This window comes from Mucilaginibacter sp. P1_A3, from assembly GCF_056406855.1.
In genome coordinates, this window is record NZ_JBFTZJ010000002.1 from 336,581 (window position 1) to 355,939 (window position 19,359).

Consider the following 19,359-nt stretch of genomic DNA (forward strand, 5'->3'; position numbering starts at 1 on the left):
GGTAACCAGGCCCTATAATTTGCTTATAAAAACATGAACCACCAATGAAAATATCGGTAGTTAAATGTTGTTATCTGCCTTATTATTAAGCTTGTATTTTTAGGTTTATTAGATTTTACTAAAGTTATGAAAAAGATTTAATTCATTCACTTATTAGTTGTTGGAAGATCTTTGAACCGAATGTGGGCTTTAGCGGTATTGGAAGCGTTTTATTAAGGAAGGCTTATCGATAAATTATCGAGGTGTGTGCATCGTGTTTGTATCGAAATTTATCCCTAAATTTTATATTTATCCTATTGTTTTTGGTTTTATATGATATGTCTTTGTTTTTTTATCTATTTTTTTGTTTTTAAATTTAATTTATCTTTTTGTGTTAAATAAAAGGCATTTTTAAGATTTATTTTTAAGTTAAATAGATTTTTGTATTGAAAATTTTAAAGTTTTGTGTTTTATTTTAAGTGTTTTTCAAATAAATATAAAATTAAATAAAAATTTAACCTGTGTTTATATTGATTTTATGTTAAAATAATAATTTGTGAATAAATAATGCTAATTTGTAGGTTAATCAACAGAGTTAATTAATCCAATCAAACAAAGCATGAATTTAAAACTACATTTTTTTCTTTTTGGAGCGTTTTTACTGCTCTGTTCTCCAACTTTCGCGCAAAAGTTAACAGGTACTGTATTAAGTGCCGGGAAATCTATAAGTGCCGGTACCATTAAGGTATCGCCAACAGGTATAGGTACCACAACCGACATTGATGGTAAATATACCTTAACCTTAAAAGCGGGTTCATACCAGGTAAGTTTTTCAGCCGTGGGCTTCGAAAAGAAAACCGTAACTGTGCAGCTTGTCGCTGGCGAAACCAAGGTATTGGACATTGAACTGGCTTCTTCTCAGGAATCTTTAAAAGAGGTAGTCGTGGTAGGGAGCCGTGGTGGTGGCCGTACAAAAATGGATTCGCCGGTACCGGTAGATGTGCTCAAGATGAATCAAATTGGTGAAACTACAGCAAAGCCCGATTTGATGAGTCAGTTAAACCAGGCTGTGCCCTCCTTTAACTACAACAAGCAAAGCGGCGGCGATGGATCTGATGCTATTGATTTTGCCAGTTTGCGCGGCTTAGGCTTTGATCAAACATTGGTGTTGATTAATGGTAAACGCCGCCACCTATCGGCCTTTGTAAACCAGGTAGGTACTCGCGGGCGTGGTAATAGCGGTACCGATTTAAATGCCATACCTGAAGCAGCTATTGACAGGATTGAGATTTTGCGCGACGGCGCTTCTGCACAATATGGTTCTGACGCCATTGCGGGTGTTATTAATATAGTTTTGAAAAAAGATGTAAACAAACTGAATATCAACATTGGTGGTAGCGGTTACTATGACCATAAATATAATACACTGAATAATGTTGACCCCAGTCAGTATTATACAGGCTCACAGGTAGACGGTAAAACATTTACGTTAGGGATGGATTATGGACTGGCGATAGGTAAAAATGGCGGCTTTATCAATTTTGGCGGCAACTTTTTGAAGCAGGGTAAAACGTTTAGGGCGGTGCCTGATACCAATTGGGCTACTAATCCAAAGGCTTTAAGCGTTGATGCCTGGAGAAGAGCCTTTGGCGATGGTTCTGTCACATCTGGCGGCGGAATGTACAATATGGAAATTCCTATCGCCGGCAGCCAAACTACTTTTTATTCTTTTGGTGGCTACAACTATAAACATTCAAATGTTTATGCCTGGACACGCAGGTGGAGCAGTAGCAGCAATCATATAAAATTCCCTACCGATGATAAAGGTAACCTCATATTTGTACCCGGTATTATGCGGGTGTTTGACCCCACACCAGGGGTTTTAGATACAGCCAATGTGTATTACAATCCACAGGAAGATGTTTATATCAAAGATATGTCCAGTGCTTTGGGTTTCAGAGGTACCATAGGCGATGGCTGGGACTGGGATTTGAGTAATAATATTGGCTATAACGATTTTCATTATTGGGGTAACCAAACCTTTAATGCTTCCCTGCCTTTACCAGAGCAATATACCAAAACCAGGTTTAATGACGGGGGCTTCAGTTTTTTACAAAATACAGCCAATTTAGATATAACCAAGCATTTTGACCATGTGGCGCAGGGATTAACACTGTCTTTTGGTGGCGAAATGAGGTATGAACGCTATAAGCTATATGCAGGTGAGCCAGACTCCTACAGAAATGGCGGGGCCACTTTAGATGGTGTTTCTAAAGCTTCCGGATCAGAAGGGTACCCCGGTTATCAGCCAACGGATGCAACTACGGCAAACAGAACCAATGAAGCGGGTTATATAGAAGGTACCTTAGATGTAACCAAAGCATGGCTGGTTGATGGTGCTGCCCGGTTTGAACATTACTCTGATTTTGGAGGGGTAAGTACATTTAAATTAGCAACTCGTTATAAAGTAAGCGACAATTTTAATTTAAGAGGCTCTTTCAGTACAGGGTTTAGGGCGCCTTCTTTGCAACAAATGAATTTTAGCAATACCAATACCAACATCATTGCAGGCGAATTGGTTTATGCTAAATTAATTCCAAACTATTCTGAAGCTGCCCGCCAGGTGGGGATTCCAAAACTTAGCCAGGAAACATCTACTAACACCAGCTTAGGTTTTACATGGAAACCTGCTTCTGGTTTTAATGTTACTGTTGATGGTTATATTATTAAAATAAAAAATAGGATAGTAATTACCGGTAGTTTTGATACCACTGTAACCGCCATAAAAAGTTACTTAATAGCTAATAATGTAACAAGCGCCAACTTCTTTACCAATGCGGTAAATACAACCAACAGAGGGCTTGATGTTGTATTGGATTATCGCAAGTCATGGGGAAAAAACAGGTTCACGGCATTACTTGCCGGGAATATTCAAGGGATAACTATTGATAAAGTAAATATCCCGGCCGCATTAAATGATACTTATGCACACCAGCAAGCTTACTTTAGTACAAGGGAGGCCGCCTTTTTAAAAGCATCTGCTCCACGGCAAAAATTTTCTTTAGGGCTTGAATACGGATACGGCAAATTTGCGGCAGGTTCTCACATTACTTATTTCGGTCAATTGACAACACAGGGTTTTGGCTATAGCAGTGTGCCGGGTGCAAACCCAGACGGACCGGGAGGCGCTAATACTTCTGCTTCGGGCAATGGATGGGATCCTTATGTTGATTTAGATAATGGTAAAGGCGTTGTTCCCGAAAACTTTGTTTTCCACGGAAAAGCTACTACTGATTTATATGTATCATATAAAGTATCTAAACAAATATCGTGGACTGTTGGTGTAGATAACATATTTAATGTACACCCAGACTTAGCGGTTACAGAAGGTGCCCATCAATCATCCTGGGGTGATAGTGAATCAGGAGGACCTTTTGATGCTGTACAAATGGGCTTTAATGGCATGAGAATGTTCACAAAACTGGCATTCCATTTTTAATCGAACTAAGTGTAAGTATTATCCCCCGACTCTTTTGAGTCGGGGGATTTTTTTTTTTAGTGTTGCTGATTTTTTACAAATATTATCCCGTATATTGAATTAATAAGAAATTTTATGGTAATATTTGCTTGTTAATGAGCGAGTATATATGAAGGTTTTACAGTTTACCATTCCTGTGCCCCATGATAAAAGCGTAATTGCCGATCAATTTAGTCTGCCTTATTTTTATCCATATCTGCACAGGCATAAAGAAACGCAGATAACCTGGATACAGCAGGGTGAGGGCACCCTCATTGCTGGCAATAATATGCATCACTTTGCCCCTGGTGATGTTTTTTTATTGGGCGCCAATCTGCCTCATCTGTTTAAAAGTGACCCGGAGTATTTTGAAAATGAAACGGAGGACGCTGTAAGTGCATTGAGTATATTTTTTAATACGGAGGGGATACTTACCGCGCTTTTTGATTTGCCCGAAATGCGGGGCTATAAGTTATTTATCCAGCAGCATCAACAAGGTTTTAAAATACCGGCAGATGATGCGGAGTACATTTTAACAAATATGACCTTGCTGCGGGATGCCAGTGGGGCGGATCAGCTCATGCAATTTATGAAATTGTTGAAAGGACTAAGTGGTATAAACCAACAGCTGCAACCGCTTTCATCCTACGGAAATTTGCCGGGCATCACCGAAAATGAAGGAATTAGGATAGGCAACATATACAATTATATTATACAAAACTACGCCGAAGCTATCACGTTGGAAGACGTAGCCAAAGCGGCTTTTATGACGTCCGAATCTTTTTGTCGTTACTTTAAAAAGCACACCGGCAATACTTTTATAACTTTTTTGAACGAAGTGCGCATCAACGAAGCTTGTAAAATGCTTACAGGCAATAAATCAGACAGCATAGCTGCGGTAGCTTATAGATGCGGGTTTAAAAGCATCACCAATTTTAACCGGGTATTTCGATCAGTAACACAAAGTTCGCCAAGGGAGTACCTGGAAAATTATAATGGGAAAATCAATTAGTTCACTTTACCGTCAATCTTACCAAATACTGTTGATATTCATCTTCCAGTAAAACTTCCATTTCAAATCCAGCTTCCTGAACAATAGTGGTCAATGTTTTTTCATCAACGTAAAGCCATGGAAACCAATCGGTTTTTGCACGATTGTATTGATACTGGTAACTGAGTTCACCATAGTATTTGCCGGTATCGGGCAGGTTTCCCTCGTAGAGGTACGCAATATCCGATGAATCGAATAATAACTGACCGCCTTTATTAAGCAAGCTTTTTACATGCTCTAAAAACACTTTAAGATTTTCTAAGGTTCCTGTCAGGCCGATGCCGTTCATTAGTAACAGCAGTGTATCGTATTTGCGTTCTTTAAATTCAAATATATCGGCGGTGATTATCTTTTTTACACCACGCGCCTGCATTACGTCTGCGGCAAATGCCGATATCTCAAGGGCAGTTACATCAAAACCACGTTCCTGCAGTACCAGGGCATGGCTGCCGGCACCTGCGCCAATATCAAGTAATTCGCCACGGCACTCGTTAAGTGCAAGCCATTCTATATCAGGCATATCATCCTCATCGCGGAAATAAGTTTCAATAGGCATTTCTTCCTTTGGGCCATATTGGTTGTTGATCCAAAGCTTATGTGGAGGATTCTTGTAATAATGATCGTGTATGGCCTGACCTAAAATATCTTTCATGCAGAGGCAAAAGTATGAATTGGCGGCATAATTATCGGCACAATAAATACCTTTGGTAATATGTTTAGCGGCTATACTTTATTAATACTCATTATAATTACAGGAATAATTTACAGCGTGGCCGCTCGGAAACTAACTTTTGCCGCAGCCTTAACCGGTGGGGTAGTAGCTTCCAGCGTTTTTATTGGCGCTGGTTTCACCGGTATTGCTATGATGACTACCTTTTTTATCTTAGGATCGGCGGCTACCTCGTTCCAGCAAAATAAAAAACAGGCTTTTACCATTGCAGAAGAACGAAAAAGCGGGAGAACAACCGGGCAGGTGCTGGCTAATGCAGGGGTAGGAGGAATAGCGGGGTTATTGGTGCTGTTATATCCTCAATTAACTCATTTGCTGGCGCTGATGATGGCAGCCAGCTTTGCTTCAGCTACGGCAGATACGCTGTCATCAGAATTGGGTACAGTTTATGGTAAGCGTTTCTATAACATCATCAGCCTGAAACCGGATCAGCGTGGATTGGATGGGGTGATAAGTATGGAAGGGATATTAACAGGCATTGCCGGAAGTTGTGTAATCGCGGTAATTTATGCTATCGGCTTTGGGTGGGATTTAAACCTCATCTGGATTGTTGTTGCAGGAACAATAGGGAATTTAAGTGATTCTGTAATGGGCTCGTTACTGGAGCGTAAGCTTTACATCGGCAATAACACCGTAAACTTTTTAAATACCTTGATAGCTGCTTTAGTTATGCTGTTGCTTTACTTTATTTAATACTGATATTTACCAAATGACTTTTATTTTAATAGGTTTTATTGTTTTTGCGTTGGTTGCTTATTTCTTTTTAAAGAACAATAAAGCAAAAACAGCCAATAGTATTTCAAATGCAGGTTACAGATCAATATTAGCGCAACATATTCAATTTTATCAGCAGCTTGATGAAGCAGGCAAGCAGGTATTTGAGCAGAAAATAAATGTATTCCTGAGCGGCATTACCATCGAAGGGGTAGGCACTATAGTTGATGATACGGATAGGGTGATGATAGCCTCAAGCGCGGTAATACCCATCTTTGGATTTAAGGATTGGAGGTATCAGAATTTAACTAATGTGATATTGTATCCAGATACTTTTGATAGTGAGTTTCAGTTTGAAGGTGAAAACCGGAGCATATTGGGGATGGTAGGTACCGGATATATGAATGGGCAAATGATTTTGTCAAGGGCGGCATTAATAAAAGGTTTTTCAAACTCAGCCGGAAGGGAAAATACCGCCATTCATGAATTTGTGCACCTGCTGGATAAAAGCGATGGAGCAACTAATGGTGTGCCCGAAAATCTACTGGCGCACGATTATGTTTTGCCCTGGTTAAAAATGATACACCAGGAAATTCATAAAATAGAAGAAGGTAAATCTGATATTAACCCTTACGCTATTACCAACGAAGCCGAATTTTTTGCTGTGGCGGCCGAGTATTTTTTCCAAAAACCTGACGAACTAAAGCACAAACACCCGGAGCTATATGAAATGCTGAGCACGATATTTATGCAGGATAGGGCGGCGGATTGAATTTTACAGAGAGTTAAAACCAAAATCCAGTTGACCGGCCACTTCTAAAGTATTGCCGGTATGGCCAATATAATAAACCGGTGTTTCCTCATGCCTTGATGCAACTACTATTTTAATCCCATCGGCACAGTTTGTAAACAAGTCTTCTACCAGTTTGGGGTCGTTATTGTTTTTGGATAGGTGGGCCAGTAGTAAATGCGTCATGTGGGCCGGTCGGTGCGTCATGAACAGTGCTAATGCCTGTTTGTTGCTCAGGTGGCCTTTACCTCCGCGGATTCGCCTTTTCAAGTGATAAGGGTACCCGCCATTCTCCAGCATGTCTTCATCATAGTTAGCTTCCAAAAAAGCTGCATGGCACTGGCCAAAATAGCGGATCAGCTGATCGCATACAACGCCCAGATCGGTAAATACACCTACTTTAATATCGCGGCAGCTAACAATAAAACTATGTGGCTCGGTAGCGTCATGTACTTTAGGGAAAGAAGTAACTTCCAGTTCACCTATGGTTACTGTTTCAAATTCCCGCAGATGGTGAACCAATTTCTCATCCACAGTATTACCTAAATGGAGCAATGTACCGGGCGTGATATAAACCGGGAGGTTAAATTTTTTGGCCAGTACCGGGATTCCGCGAATATGATCGGAGTGCTCATGCGATACAAAAATCGCTTTTACTTTGCTCATGGAAAGGCCAAGCCGGGCCATCCGTTTTTCAGTTTCACGGCATGATATGCCGGCATCAACCAATATAGCTTCCCGCTCGTTCCCTACGTAATAGCAATTGCCATTACTCCCCGAATTTAGTGATGTAATGAATAAAGACATGTTTTGGAGCCAAAAACTGAAGGCCGAAAGCTAAAAGCTGGCCTTCAATTGTATGGTACAAAGTAACGAATTTGAGCCATATTTTTAGCTGTTACAAGCCCTTCCTTTTTAAAAATAAGTATCAATTTTTTGAGGTTATAAAAAGCTGCTTATATTTAGCCATGGATTCACCACAAACTTTACCCATACTTGATGCAGTTGAACTGCGCGTGCTTGGCTCGCTAATGGAAAAAAGCAAAACCACGCCAGATTATTATCCAATGACTCTCAATGGTTTAACTGCAGCCTGTAATCAAAAAACATCGCGCAAGCCGGTAGTGAATTATGATGATGGTACGGTTACCGATGCCTTAAATACGTTAAAAAGGCGCGGACTGATTTCGACAGCAACCGGCGGATCTATCCGCAATATCAAATACAAGCACAATTTTGCCATTGTTTTCCCGGTGATCCCGGCCGAGGTAGCATTAATTTGCCTGCTGATATTGCGTGGTCCGCAAACACCGGGTGAGCTGAATACCAATTCGGGCAGGTTATATGAGTTTGAATCGATAGAAGAAGTACAGGAAATGCTGGAGAAACTGGCTGATCCGGCTATGCCTTATATTGTACAATTGCCGAAACGCCCCGGTCAAAAAGAACAGCGGTATGCTCATTTATTAGCTGGTACGCCGGTGATAACCGACGATGACGAAATGGAAGAAACCGGTGGCAGATCATCCGGTGGATTAGAAGCGCGTGTTGTTAAATTGGAGCATGACCTTGCCGAAATGAAGGAGGCTTTTGATAAGCTGATGAAGGAATTGATGGGATAGATTACATTCAAAGAAGTTTTAATTTAATATATGAATTGGATTATCCGGAAAACACTAAAGCTATCCTGTCACACGTACTTAAACGAACTTTTAGTCCCTATTTTAGAAGACCTGGAACGATTTAATTGGTTGATAACTGATTTAGAATATAATACTTCAGGTTTGTTTGAAGGCCAGAAGTTACCTATAAATCACGAAGATGATTATTTTTTGTTGTCTGAAAATGAATTGCATCAATTGCTCGATGCGCGTGTGCAAATTTATTGGGCGGTTATTTTAGGTATACCTTCGTTTACGAAACCCTTAGTGGATGAGCAGAATTTGCCATTTGCTGAAGGTAATCCCCTGATCTGGAAAAATGGAAATATACAGCACCCTAATGCAGAGATAGAGATTGTTTGTTACGACAGTGGATATACGATTGTAAAATTCAGGGATCTATACCTTTCCGAAAAATTTAAAAGTTATTTCACCGAAGCTATAGATTTGGAACGTTTTAAGAGTAAAACACTGCCATATTATTGATTTAATTAACCTTTCTTGTCCACCAAACTCATCATCTTATAAGCTGCCTTCAAAACTGTAATTAATCCCTCCGGTTTCATGGGTTTGGCAATATAATCATCCATACCTTCACTAATGCACAGGTCGCGGTCATCAGGGCCGGCATTAGCGGTCATGGCTATGATGAAAGGCTGTAGCTTACGGTTGCTTTCGCGGATGGAACGGGTGGCCTCAAAACCATCCATTTCGGGCATTTGGATGTCCGTCAGTATCACGTTAAAGTCCTGTTCATCCAGTTTTTGCAATACCTCAAGCCCGTTTTCGGCTAGTGCAAATTCATACCCCAATTTGTTTAGCATGCGGCTAATGAGTTTTTGATTTACCAGGTTATCTTCCGCAACCAGGATATGGAGCGGGAACTCAGCGGCGAATTTTTCATCAAGAAGCTTTACAGCTTTAGGTTCAATCTCGGGCGTATTTCCATATCCCCTTAATTCGGCCTGGATGCTTTTACCCAGTTGATTTTGCTTAACAGGCTTGGTTAAAATGGCCGAGAACAGTCCCGGATATTTTGTTTTTGAACCGTCGCCAATGGAGCTCAGCATGATAATAGGCATCTGTGCATATTTAGCCTTAACGGCCGTAGCAAAACCAACACCATCCATAAATGGCATCTCCATATCTGTAATGATGAGATTGTAATCCTGGTTATTGGCCAGCAAATCAAGACCCTCCGCAGCTGATGAGGCAGTTGTGGTGATTAATCCCCATTGCTCCAATTGGGTTTTAATTATAAAAAGGTTGGTTTGGTTGTCATCAACAACCAATACTTTTTTGCCCTCAAGAAGAGAAGTGTCAAAAACCAACGGTACATGTTTGGATTGCTTTTTACTTACCGCAACTTTAATGGTAAACACAAATACCGAACCTTCGCCGTAAACGCTTTCTGCCCAAATATCTCCTCCCATCAGCTTTACCAAACGCTGGCTGATAACCAAACCTAAACCGGTACCGCCATATTTACGTGTGGTTGATGAATCTGCCTGCCAAAATGCATTGAATAGGCTGGATACCTTTTTTTCGGGGATACCAATTCCTGTATCCATTACGCTAAAACCTATTTCAATATCACCGTTGCTATGGGTTTTTGAAAGAAAAACCTTTATAAATACTTCGCCTTGCTGGGTAAACTTTAAGGCATTGCTGGTTAAATTACTCATTACCTGTTTCAAGCGCAGGCTATCACCCACCACCTGGTTTGGCAGGGCAGCATCTATCTGGTAAACCAGCTCCAGTCCTTGCTGCGAGGCTTTAGGTGCAAACAGGTCAAGTACATCTTCAATACAATGGCGCAGGTCGAAATCTTCTTCCTCCATCTCCATTTTGCCCGATTCTATCTTTGAAAAATCGAGAATATCATTGATTACGTTAACCAGGCTATCGCCGCATGATATAATCGTATCTGTGTATTCACGTTGTTCCATATTCAGTTCGGTTTCACTTAAAAGTGAAGCCATACCAATTACACCGTTCATGGGCGTGCGTATTTCATGGCTCATGGTAGCCAGGAATATACTTTTGGCCTGGTTGGCCTTATCTGCTTCTTCGCGGGCCTCTTTTTCATGGGTCATGTGAACTTCCAGCTCTTCTGATTGCGATAGTAATTCTTCATTAAGAGCCTGCAATTCTTCAGATTGCGCCTGCAGATCGGAATTTAGTTGCTGCAGATCGTCGGATTGTTTTTTTATCGCTTCCGACTGGTATAAAACCTCGGCGGTACGTTCAGATACTTGTTGTTCCAATAAATATTTTTGCTTTTCTATATTGTTTACCTTCCATCGGTAAAGACTATAAATTATAGCAAACACACCCAATAAAGTACCCAAAATAAACCACCAGGTTAGCCAGAAAGGAGGTAAAACGGTAAGATTTAAACTCAATTCGTGTTTTGACCATTTGCCGTCGCCGTTACGGCTTTTTACCTTTAATATGTAGTTACCGGCTGGCAGGTTGGTATAAGTAGCTGAGTTTTTGCTACCAACATAATTCCAGTTTTTATCGAAGTTTACTAACTGGTATGCGTATTCTTTTTTATTGGCCTGCACAAAATCCAACGATACAAATTCAAAAGAGATAACCGATTGCCTGTGGAGCAGCGTAATCGATTTTGTTTCAGAAATGTCCTCTTTTAAAGGGGAGTGGTCGTTATCATTTTGAGCTACAGGAACCGTTTTATTAAAAATTTGGAAATCTGTTAATATTAGTGGAGGATCATAGGTAGTTTCCATTACCTTATCCGGATCAAACATATTGAACCCGTTAACGCCACCAAAATAAATAATACCGTCATGGCTCTTTACTGCCGAGTGAGGCTTAAATTCATCTGATTGCAAACCATCTTCGATATTGAAATTATGGAATTTTTTTGTTCGCGGATTAAACCTCGATACGCCATTGTTGGTGCTTATCCATAGGTTGCCATTATTATCTTCCCTTATAGCATAAGTATAATTGTTTGGCAGGCCATCGCTTGCTTTATAGGTAAAAAACTTGTTTGTTTTTGGATCAAACCGGGTAAGGCCATCATAAGTGCATATCCATATGGTTCCAACATGGTCTTCAAACAAATCAAGCGCCGCATTATTACCCAAACTGTTTTTTGAAATGTTGTATCTGAATATCTTAAAGGTATTGGTCTCTGGCTCAAACAAGTCAAGGCTGCCATCATTGGTGCCCACCCAAAGGTTTCCTTTAGTATCACTTAAAAGGGAGTTAATATTGTCGCTGCTAATGCTTTTCGGGTTATTAGGATCGTGCCGGTAATGGATAAAGCCATTTGTTTTGGGGTTAAACAATTCAAGCCCCTGGCCAAGTGTGCCAAACCATATTTTATGATCGGGAGCAGCAGCAACGGCATAAACATTGTTTCCGCTTAAACTGGTCGAGTCATTGGGATTGTTCCTGTACGATTTGAATTTATGGGTTTGCAGATCCATTACGCTTACTCCATCTCCCCAGGTGCCTATCCATAAATTGTTTCGGTCATCTTCTTTTAATGCCAAAACATAATTGCCGCCGATGGTTGTTTTGTCTTTATCACTATACCGGTAAGCTTTAAAACTGCCTGTTTGGGGATTAAATTGGTTCAGTCCGCCGCCATCGGTACCAAGCCATATATTGTTTTCTTTATCTTCAGCAATACTCAGCACAAAGTTGTTTGATAAGCTATTGGCCAACGAATTATGATTGTAGTGAGTGAAATTTTCTTTTACTTTTTTGTATAAACTGATACCAGCGGCAAAGCCGCTTATCCACATATTACCTACTTTATCCTTCAAAATCACATCAACAGAATTGCTGGATATGCTGCTGTTATCCACCTCGTCCTGGGAATGGTTGCTAAATGTTGCTTTCTCGTAATTAAATATGCTCAGACCTCCGTTTTCTGTACCTATCCATAAATTATGATTGCTGTCTTCGCCAAGGCACTGTATGTTGTTATGTGATAGCGAATTGCTATTGTTGGGATTGTTTTTGAAATGCTTAAAAGTTAAAGTATTGGCATCGTAAAGGTTTAAGCCGCCCTCGGTAACACCAATCCATAAACGGTGGCTGCTATCTTCAAAAATGGAAGTTATTTTATTGGCAGATATTGTTTTTCCATCTTTTTCATCATGTTTAAAGCTGGTGAAGCTTTTGGTTTTTGGATCAAAAAGATTAAGGCCGCCATTTGATGTTCCTATCCATACATTATTTTGAGTATCAACATATATTACCCTCGCATTATCGTCACTTAAACTACGTGGATCATTCTTGTTGTACTTGTAATGAATGAATTTGTTTTCATTGACGATGTATTCATCAACGCCATCCTTTAAAGTGGCTATCCATAAATTACCATTCTTATCCAAAGCAATATTTACGATGAAATTATTGGTAAGGCTGTTTTGTAGCTTATCGTTATGCAGGTAATGGTAAAAGCGATTTTTTTTACGGTCGTATTTATTAACCCCTCCGCTTGTAGCTATCCACAGATCGCCGTTTTTATCTTCAACAATATGGTTTACATAATTGTTGCTGATGCTGGTGTTGTCATTAATATCATTCCGGAAGATCTTGAATTTACTGCCATCGTACCTGTTAAGGCCATCACGGGTACCTACCCATATAAATCCGCGGTGGTCTTGTATCAGGGAGTTGACATTAAGTTCGGAAAGGTTTTCCTTACTGCCAATACGCTGGAAATGTATGGGCCGGTCCTGGGCAATTACAAACAATGATATAGCTTGAAAAAGTAAGATCAGATAAAGCTTATAGCCATTCATTGATATCAGGATGTTATAAAATTGGATGTATTGTGTAAATAACCCAGATCTTGGAAATTAAGTAATTAACTGGAACGCCGGGGTATACCTGTTTAAACGTGGAACAACCTGATTTAGTTATGCCTAAGCTAAAGTTAAATTAATAGATACCTTGTAATTTTGCACATTGCGACCCAATAAACGAACTTGAAAACTTCCTGTTTCCTTTGGTAGCTATGCGCGTTGCCTTAAAAACAATATAGAGCTATTTTTTTACCTTTGCATATGCCTCAACAAGTAAATAACCCGCTACACGGTAAAACATTAGAGATGATATTGAACGAGCTGGTGGCCCGTTTCGGCTGGCCGGAGCTTGGCTACCAGATACGGATAAATTGCTTTTTGGAGGATCCAAGCATATCGTCAAGTCTTAAATTTTTGCGCAAAACGCCCTGGGCCCGCAAAAAGGTTGAGGACATGTACATTCATTACTTTACAAAAAAGAATTAGTGCTTGCGCTTATTGTTCATTTTGGCCTTTTGCCCCGAACTAAAGTTGTAAGTTTTTGAGTTGGCTGCTTTTTTTTCATGAAAGGCAGCACCTGCAACAGGAGCTTCTGGATTTGGTTTAGTTGCTTTCTCTTCTTTCTTAACTTTCAGCTCTTTTTCAATAATTAGCTCTGCAGGCAATTCGGCAATTGATATTTTTTTGCCAATAGCTTGCTCAATCTTCTTTACCTGGCTAAGCTCAAGATCGGTAGCAAAGGTTAGGGCCATTGTTTCGTTTTCGCTATCGGGCAGGTGATTAGTGATACGCTCAATAAACATGTCCTTTTCTGCAGGCAAATCAAAATGGATCAGGAAGGGGATATCTGTAAGGTTGATGGTTTCCTCGTTTTCATTGGCAACCAGTAGTACTCTTGAACTTTCATCAGCCTTAAAATCTTCGATGCTTTTAAAACCAGGGCTATCAAAAAACTGTGGGTTTAAATAGGCAACTGCTGTACGTAAGCGTGTTTGAAGGCTTTTGTATACTTTTTCGGCTGTAGCGCGTGTGTTTACAAACACAACGGTTTTGGTAAACAACTCCTCATCGTACATGAATAAATTAAGCAGGTTTAGTTTGGTGCCAAAGTTTGGTACATTATATAATAACTGCGGATAGGTTTCTATTGGTTTCTCTGCCAACGCTTCTACCTCGATGATAGTGGGCTCATGCATAAAAGGAGCTAACATTTTTTCCAGCTTGCTGTGCATTACCTCGGTAAATACCAGTTTTTGACTTTTGCCAATGCTGTTGGCCAGTTCAACTACAGGTAGTTGCATGCCTTTTTTAATCATCTCATCAGCATCATCAACCACAAACAGAACAACCTTGTTAAGGTTAAGAGCAAGTTTCAGGTAGATAGCTCTTGCCCTGTCAGGAGTGGCAACAACAATATCGGCACCATCAGCAAGTGCATCCATCTGTGCTTCTATACCTGGCGCTACATACAGGCCAACAATTTTAATGGATTTATTTTTATTAAGAAGATCAAATTGTTCAATTACGCTTAATACATCTTCTTTCTCGGGTACAAGGATCAATACATGCGGAACGCCTTCTGGTGCATAATTAAAGCGGTTTAACACCCCTAAAACATAAGTGGTAGTTTTACCGCTGCCTTCATGCCCTATGGCGATAATATCCTGGCCGCCAACTATTCTTGACAAGGTTTTTAGTTGCAGTTCTTTAGGGTTTGTAAAACCAGCTTCATTTACCGACCGAACAAGTTGCTTTTTTAGCTTCAATTTTTCAAACCACACCATCTGAGAACCTTATTAAATTATATTTAAGAGGGCGAATTTACCTAAAATACTGCTCATATCCATTATGAGAGTCAATAAATTAGAATCAGGAGACAAGATAGGCGTAATTTATCAGCATTAAAGTGATTGCCAAACCGTATCATCATCCTTTTGCAGCAGGCCCGAAAATGTTGGCTTGGCCGGGATATCAAGGTAAGGATAAGTTATTTTTGAGAGGTATAAACCCTGCGGATAGGCGGGTATAATGATCTTTGGTGTTTGCCCACTGACGAGGTGACCCTCAAATTCATCAACAGTCATCTGGCCGCGACCGATTTCTAACAGGCGGCCAACAATTATCCTGATCATCTTACTTAAAAACCGGTTGGCAGAAATATGGAAACGCAGCCTGTCGCCGGTTTTATCAACGTATAGCGCAGCCGAGCTCACATGGCAAATAGTATGATCAATCCTGTTGGGCATTTTGCAGAAGGCACGGTAATCATTGTAAAGCGGTAACAGTGCAACCGCCTTTTTCATTTCTTCAATGTTAAGATTTGTTTCCGGGTACAAGGCACTGAAACCACTTAAAAAAGGGTCTTTATAGGTGTGGATGAAATAATCATAGGAGCGCTGTATGGCATCGAAACGGGCGTGGGGCAGGCCCTGCATTGGTATAATATCAAATACAGCGATATCATCAGGCAATATTTTATTCAGCCTGAAGAAGAGGTCGAAATCCCATTCCTGCTCAATGTCAACATGGAAAAAAAACTGGCTGGCATGCACCTGGGCATCTGTGCGGCCACAGCCGTTAACTGCAACCACGGTTTTTAAAAGCTGGCTTAGTGCAGTTTCAAAAATATCCTGTACGCTTGCAACGCCTGCATGTTTTTGCCAGCCGCTGTACCGTGTGCCATGATAACCTATATGAAAAAAATACCGCATCTTCTTTTGCCAAAAATCCACAAAAAATGTGGTAAAAATGTCTGTAAAAGTAAAGGCCCGCGGTATTTAACTGCGAGCCTTTATAAATATGGTAATAAACCGTTATTTAAACTTTTTTAGGAGGGAGGTCAAATGCGATTGCATTATGCTCAAAATGACCTTTGTGCGATCCATCACAAAACGGTTTGTTTGCTGATAAGCCACAACGACAAACAGAAAGCACAGTTCTGCCTTGTAAGCCGTAGTTGTTGCCCTGCATATCTACAATTTCAAAATCGCCTTCAATTTTTACAGATCCGTTGTTATTAATAGTAAGTTTAGTTGTTGCCATTCGTTAAAATTTTGGTGCAAAGGTAACCAATGACGGGGCGTCTATGAAGCCTATTTGCTATTTAGAAGTGTTCCTGATTGGATTGGAAATAGAATCGAGAGTCAAGAATCAAGAATTAAGACGGTTGGCGTTTTTTTCTTGTTACGGCTACCTAACTAAACTACAAATGACAAAATGATGATGTATAGAGCCCGCTCTTCGCAAACATAAATTTTAGCTTTGTTATGTACCTACATCATGTAATTACTTATATTAAAAAATACCACAATGGAATACAGACAATTAGGAGCATCGGGTTTGAGAGTGCCCGTGTTAAGTTTTGGCACTGCCACTTTTGGCGGTGGAAATGAATTTTTTAAAGCCTGGGGTAATACGCAGGTTGATGAAGCTAAAAAGCTCATCAATTTATGCCTTGATGCCGGCGTTAACTTTTTTGATACCGCGAATGTGTACTCAAGGGGCGCCTCTGAAGAAATATTGGGTAAAGCTTTAGATGGATTGCGCAATGATGTGCTTATTAGTACCAAAGCAACCTTTAGCATGGGCGATGGCGCTAATGACTATGGCTCATCTCGTTTTCATTTGATCAGGCAGGCCGAGGATAGTTTACGCCGCCTGCAAACAGATCATATTGACATATACCATATGCACGGCTTTGATGCCACAACGCCGGTTCAGGAAACCCTGCGTGCCTTGGACGACCTGGTAACCAGCGGCAAAGTACGGTACATTGCCTGTTCCAATTTTTCGGGCTGGCATTTAATGAAGTCGCTGTCTGTATCTGAGCGTTATGGCTGGAGCAGGTATGTGGCTAACCAGGCCTATTATTCGCTGTTGAATCGTGAATTTGAATGGGAGCTGATGCCTTTAGCCATTGATCAAAATGTTAGTACCATAGTTTGGAGTCCTTTAGCATCAGGTCAGTTGAGCGGCAAGTTCAGGAGAGGTCAGCCTATACCAGAAAATTCAAGAACGGTACAAGGCGGTGCGCATGGCCCGGCCACCAACTTTGATCATTTATACAACATTGTTGATGCTTTGGACGAGGTAGCCGAGGAAACAGGTAAATCTGTTGCACAGGTGTCAATCAATTGGTTATTACAAAGGCCGACTGTCGCCAACATTATTATAGGTGCCCGCAACGAGGAGCAGCTTAAACAAAACCTTGATGCCGTTGGCTGGAACTTAACTATAGACCAGGTTAAAAAACTGGATGCTGCCAGTGAGGTTGCGCCAATTTACCCATATTGGCACCAGCGCCAGGATACTAAATTGGTGCCGCTGCCAATACAATATTAAACCATATAAAGTCAAATACCTTAGCGATAGGTCTTAAATCTATCGCTAGGTATCTATTGGGGTTCATTATTGTTTACGTAAAATTACGTCTCATCAATCCCCAAATTCCGTATTAATACTATTTTTTTGGTAGTGGAAATTAACTACTTTTATAATGAAAACGGTTAGTATTAAGGTCTGCTTAAATTCCTAAACCTTATCATTTTAAACAAGCCTACTTGCTGAGGCTTGTTTTTTAGAAATAAACATTCGCGATAATTATACTCCATAATTAAAGTAACAGTTAAATTACAGTGGCTGTTAAAAAAAAACTCCTATTTTTTTTCAGGCTTTACAAAACTTAGCTAATTTGCCGCCCCTGCCCGCCGGGCAATGTGTTATAAACCAATTAACCCATTTTAGCTATGCTTAACCGTAGACAGTTCATTCAAACTACATCAGTTGCCGGAACCAGTTTCCTGCTTGGAACCCAGGTATCAAAGGCCGCCTCATTTTTTAAGGGATCGCCTAATGAAAAAGTAGTTTTAGGTATGATGGGAACCAATAGTCGTGGCCTTTACCTGGCCCAGAACTATGCTAAAATCCCCAATGTAGAGATAGGGTATATTTGTGATGTAGATTCAAAGGTGGTGGATAAAACTATCGACGAGATCTTTAAAATAACAGGTAAAAGACCTAAAGGCATTACTGACATCCGCAAGATGCTCGAGATAAAAGCCATTGACGCCGTAGTTGTTGCCCCGCCCGATCACTGGCATGCACCTGCAACTATTATGGCCTGCCAGGCAGGTAAGCATGTGTATGTAGAAAAGCCCTGCAGCCATAATCCTCATGAAGGCGAAATGGCTGTTGAGGCAGCAAAAAAGTATAATCGTTTGGTGCAAATGGGCAGTCAAAGACGCTCATTCTCAAACGTGCAGGCAATGGTTAAGGAATTGCATGACGGCGTTATCGGCAGAACTTATTATGCAAAAGGATGGTATACCAACCATCGTTTAAGCATTGGTCATGGCAAGCAGGTTCCTGTGCCAGCTAACCTGAATTACGATTTATGGCAGGGCCCTGCACCAAGGAAACCATACCAGGATAACCTTATCCACTATAACTGGCACTGGTTCTGGAACTGGGGAACCGGCGAGGCCCTCAACAACGGTACCCATGAGCTCGACGTGATCCGTTGGGGATTGGGTGTTGATTATCCTAATAAAGTAGTATCAACCGGTGGTCGCTTCCACTTTAATGATGACTGGCAAACGCCGGATACCCAAAATATCCTTTATAACTTCCCCAATAATACTGCCGCCGAATGGGAAAGTCGGAGCAGCAACGGCTTTAACATTGAACAATTGGGCCGCGGTGTAATATTTTATGGGGACAAAGGAACACTGTTTTATGGCAGCGGCAATGGTTACCAGGTTTATGATGGCGATAACAAATTGGTAAAGGAAATTAAAGATGATACTAAAGTTGATGCCACCAACAAAGTAAGCCCTACCGAAGCGCTGGATGGTTTTCATATGAAAAACTTTATTGATGGGGTTAGGGGAGTAGCACCACTGAATTGCCCTATCGAAATCGGCTTTAAATCAACCCTGCTGCCACAATTAGGAAATATATCCTATCGTGTAGATAGGGTATTACATATTGACCCAACCAATGGCCATATCCTGAATGATCCCGAAGCTGAAAAGCTTTGGAGCAGGGAATATGAAAAGGGCTGGGAAGTGAAGGTGTAAAGAATAAATCCTTTGTCATCCTGAGCGATAGCGAAGGATCTAATCGC

General features: G+C 40.7%; 15 protein-coding genes. 9 read left to right on the forward strand and 6 right to left on the reverse strand.

Features of this window, described 5'->3' with window-relative positions; all coding sequences use genetic code 11:
• The first annotated feature begins 598 nt into the window (after positions 1 to 598).
• Positions 599 to 3,478: a TonB-dependent receptor gene (locus AC1D0K_RS05560; RefSeq protein ID WP_477398687.1), complete on the forward strand. Its 2,880-nt coding sequence runs from the start codon at positions 599 to 601 to the stop codon at positions 3,476 to 3,478.
• Positions 3,479 to 3,626: 148 nt separating this feature from the next.
• Entirely contained in the window at positions 3,627 to 4,508 is an 882-nt protein-coding gene (locus AC1D0K_RS05565) for an AraC family transcriptional regulator (protein ID WP_477398689.1), read from the forward strand.
• A gap of 1 nt (position 4,509) precedes the next feature.
• Here the strand turns inward: AC1D0K_RS05565 and AC1D0K_RS05570 are convergent, their stop codons facing one another.
• Positions 4,510 to 5,199, reverse strand: a complete 690-nt coding sequence (locus tag AC1D0K_RS05570) for a class I SAM-dependent methyltransferase (protein WP_477398691.1) — start codon at positions 5,197 to 5,199, stop codon at positions 4,510 to 4,512.
• Between the two features lie 60 nt (positions 5,200 to 5,259).
• Between AC1D0K_RS05570 and AC1D0K_RS05575 the strand changes: the two genes are divergently transcribed.
• Positions 5,260 to 5,970 carry a DUF92 domain-containing protein gene (locus AC1D0K_RS05575; protein WP_477398693.1) on the forward strand — a complete coding sequence of 237 codons (711 nt, stop codon included), beginning with the start codon at positions 5,260 to 5,262 and terminating at the stop codon, positions 5,968 to 5,970.
• A 16-nt stretch (positions 5,971 to 5,986) separates the two neighbouring features.
• Positions 5,987 to 6,763, forward strand: coding sequence for a M90 family metallopeptidase (locus AC1D0K_RS05580; RefSeq protein WP_477398695.1), 777 nt, complete (start codon positions 5,987 to 5,989; stop codon positions 6,761 to 6,763).
• A gap of 3 nt (positions 6,764 to 6,766) precedes the next feature.
• Here the strand turns inward: AC1D0K_RS05580 and AC1D0K_RS05585 are convergent, their stop codons facing one another.
• Positions 6,767 to 7,588: an MBL fold metallo-hydrolase gene (locus AC1D0K_RS05585; RefSeq protein ID WP_477441546.1), complete on the reverse strand. Its 822-nt coding sequence runs from the start codon at positions 7,586 to 7,588 to the stop codon at positions 6,767 to 6,769.
• Between the two features lie 161 nt (positions 7,589 to 7,749).
• Here AC1D0K_RS05585 and AC1D0K_RS05590 point away from each other — a divergent pair, with 161 nt between their 5' ends.
• Together AC1D0K_RS05590 and AC1D0K_RS05595 are read left to right on the forward strand one after the other, a co-directional pair.
• Positions 7,750 to 8,403: a YceH family protein gene (locus tag AC1D0K_RS05590; RefSeq protein ID WP_477398699.1), complete on the forward strand. Its 654-nt coding sequence runs from the start codon at positions 7,750 to 7,752 to the stop codon at positions 8,401 to 8,403.
• Between the two features lie 30 nt (positions 8,404 to 8,433).
• Positions 8,434 to 8,928, forward strand: a complete 495-nt coding sequence (locus AC1D0K_RS05595; RefSeq protein ID WP_477398701.1) for a hypothetical protein — start codon at positions 8,434 to 8,436, stop codon at positions 8,926 to 8,928.
• A 5-nt stretch (positions 8,929 to 8,933) separates the two neighbouring features.
• Here AC1D0K_RS05595 and AC1D0K_RS05600 read toward each other — a convergent pair whose 3' ends face one another.
• Positions 8,934 to 13,232: a two-component regulator propeller domain-containing protein gene (locus AC1D0K_RS05600; protein ID WP_477441548.1), complete on the reverse strand. Its 4,299-nt coding sequence runs from the start codon at positions 13,230 to 13,232 to the stop codon at positions 8,934 to 8,936.
• 264 nt (positions 13,233 to 13,496) lie between these two features.
• Between AC1D0K_RS05600 and AC1D0K_RS05605 the strand changes: the two genes are divergently transcribed.
• Positions 13,497 to 13,721, forward strand: a complete 225-nt coding sequence (locus AC1D0K_RS05605; RefSeq protein ID WP_295711666.1) for a VF530 family protein — start codon at positions 13,497 to 13,499, stop codon at positions 13,719 to 13,721.
• Here the strand turns inward: AC1D0K_RS05605 and AC1D0K_RS05610 are convergent.
• The 3 genes from AC1D0K_RS05610 to AC1D0K_RS05620 form a co-directional block, all read right to left on the reverse strand.
• Positions 13,718 to 15,019 carry a DEAD/DEAH box helicase gene (locus tag AC1D0K_RS05610; protein ID WP_477396997.1) on the reverse strand — a complete coding sequence of 434 codons (1,302 nt, stop codon included), beginning with the start codon at positions 15,017 to 15,019 and terminating at the stop codon, positions 13,718 to 13,720. The genes AC1D0K_RS05605 and AC1D0K_RS05610 overlap by 4 nt on opposite strands.
• A gap of 117 nt (positions 15,020 to 15,136) precedes the next feature.
• Positions 15,137 to 15,946 carry a tRNA pseudouridine synthase A gene (locus AC1D0K_RS05615; RefSeq protein WP_477396999.1) on the reverse strand — a complete coding sequence of 270 codons (810 nt, stop codon included), beginning with the start codon at positions 15,944 to 15,946 and terminating at the stop codon, positions 15,137 to 15,139.
• A 106-nt stretch (positions 15,947 to 16,052) separates the two neighbouring features.
• Complete coding sequence (locus tag AC1D0K_RS05620; RefSeq protein ID WP_091142315.1) at positions 16,053 to 16,277, reverse strand: CDGSH iron-sulfur domain-containing protein; 225 nt, start codon at positions 16,275 to 16,277, stop codon at positions 16,053 to 16,055.
• Positions 16,278 to 16,544: 267 nt separating this feature from the next.
• Between AC1D0K_RS05620 and AC1D0K_RS05625 the strand changes: the two genes are divergently transcribed.
• Positions 16,545 to 17,576, forward strand: coding sequence for an aldo/keto reductase (locus AC1D0K_RS05625; protein ID WP_477397003.1), 1,032 nt, complete (start codon positions 16,545 to 16,547; stop codon positions 17,574 to 17,576).
• A gap of 404 nt (positions 17,577 to 17,980) precedes the next feature.
• Entirely contained in the window at positions 17,981 to 19,312 is a 1,332-nt protein-coding gene (locus AC1D0K_RS05630) for a Gfo/Idh/MocA family protein (protein ID WP_295711670.1), read from the forward strand.
• Positions 19,313 to 19,359 lie beyond the last annotated feature (47 nt).

Bases quoted from the DNA above. Each gene is read 5' to 3' on its own strand.
- AC1D0K_RS05580 (WP_477398695.1), top strand. From the start codon at position 5,987: ATGACTTTTATTTTAATAGGTTTTATTGTTTTTGCGTTGGTTGCTTAT.
- AC1D0K_RS05605 (WP_295711666.1), top strand. From the start codon at position 13,497: ATGCCTCAACAAGTAAATAACCCGCTACACGGTAAAACATTAGAGATG.
- AC1D0K_RS05585 (WP_477441546.1), bottom strand. From the start codon at position 7,588: ATGTCTTTATTCATTACATCACTAAATTCGGGGAGTAATGGCAATTGC.
- AC1D0K_RS05595 (WP_477398701.1), top strand. From the start codon at position 8,434: ATGAATTGGATTATCCGGAAAACACTAAAGCTATCCTGTCACACGTAC.
- AC1D0K_RS05625 (WP_477397003.1), top strand. From the start codon at position 16,545: ATGGAATACAGACAATTAGGAGCATCGGGTTTGAGAGTGCCCGTGTTA.
- AC1D0K_RS05600 (WP_477441548.1), bottom strand. From the start codon at position 13,232: ATGAATGGCTATAAGCTTTATCTGATCTTACTTTTTCAAGCTATATCA.
- AC1D0K_RS05565 (WP_477398689.1), top strand. From the start codon at position 3,627: ATGAAGGTTTTACAGTTTACCATTCCTGTGCCCCATGATAAAAGCGTA.
- AC1D0K_RS05620 (WP_091142315.1), bottom strand. From the start codon at position 16,277: ATGGCAACAACTAAACTTACTATTAATAACAACGGATCTGTAAAAATT.
- AC1D0K_RS05615 (WP_477396999.1), bottom strand. From the start codon at position 15,946: ATGCGGTATTTTTTTCATATAGGTTATCATGGCACACGGTACAGCGGC.
- AC1D0K_RS05570 (WP_477398691.1), bottom strand. From the start codon at position 5,199: ATGAAAGATATTTTAGGTCAGGCCATACACGATCATTATTACAAGAAT.
- AC1D0K_RS05630 (WP_295711670.1), top strand. From the start codon at position 17,981: ATGCTTAACCGTAGACAGTTCATTCAAACTACATCAGTTGCCGGAACC.
- AC1D0K_RS05590 (WP_477398699.1), top strand. From the start codon at position 7,750: ATGGATTCACCACAAACTTTACCCATACTTGATGCAGTTGAACTGCGC.
- AC1D0K_RS05610 (WP_477396997.1), bottom strand. From the start codon at position 15,019: ATGGTGTGGTTTGAAAAATTGAAGCTAAAAAAGCAACTTGTTCGGTCG.
- AC1D0K_RS05575 (WP_477398693.1), top strand. From the start codon at position 5,260: ATGTTTAGCGGCTATACTTTATTAATACTCATTATAATTACAGGAATA.
- AC1D0K_RS05560 (WP_477398687.1), top strand. From the start codon at position 599: ATGAATTTAAAACTACATTTTTTTCTTTTTGGAGCGTTTTTACTGCTC.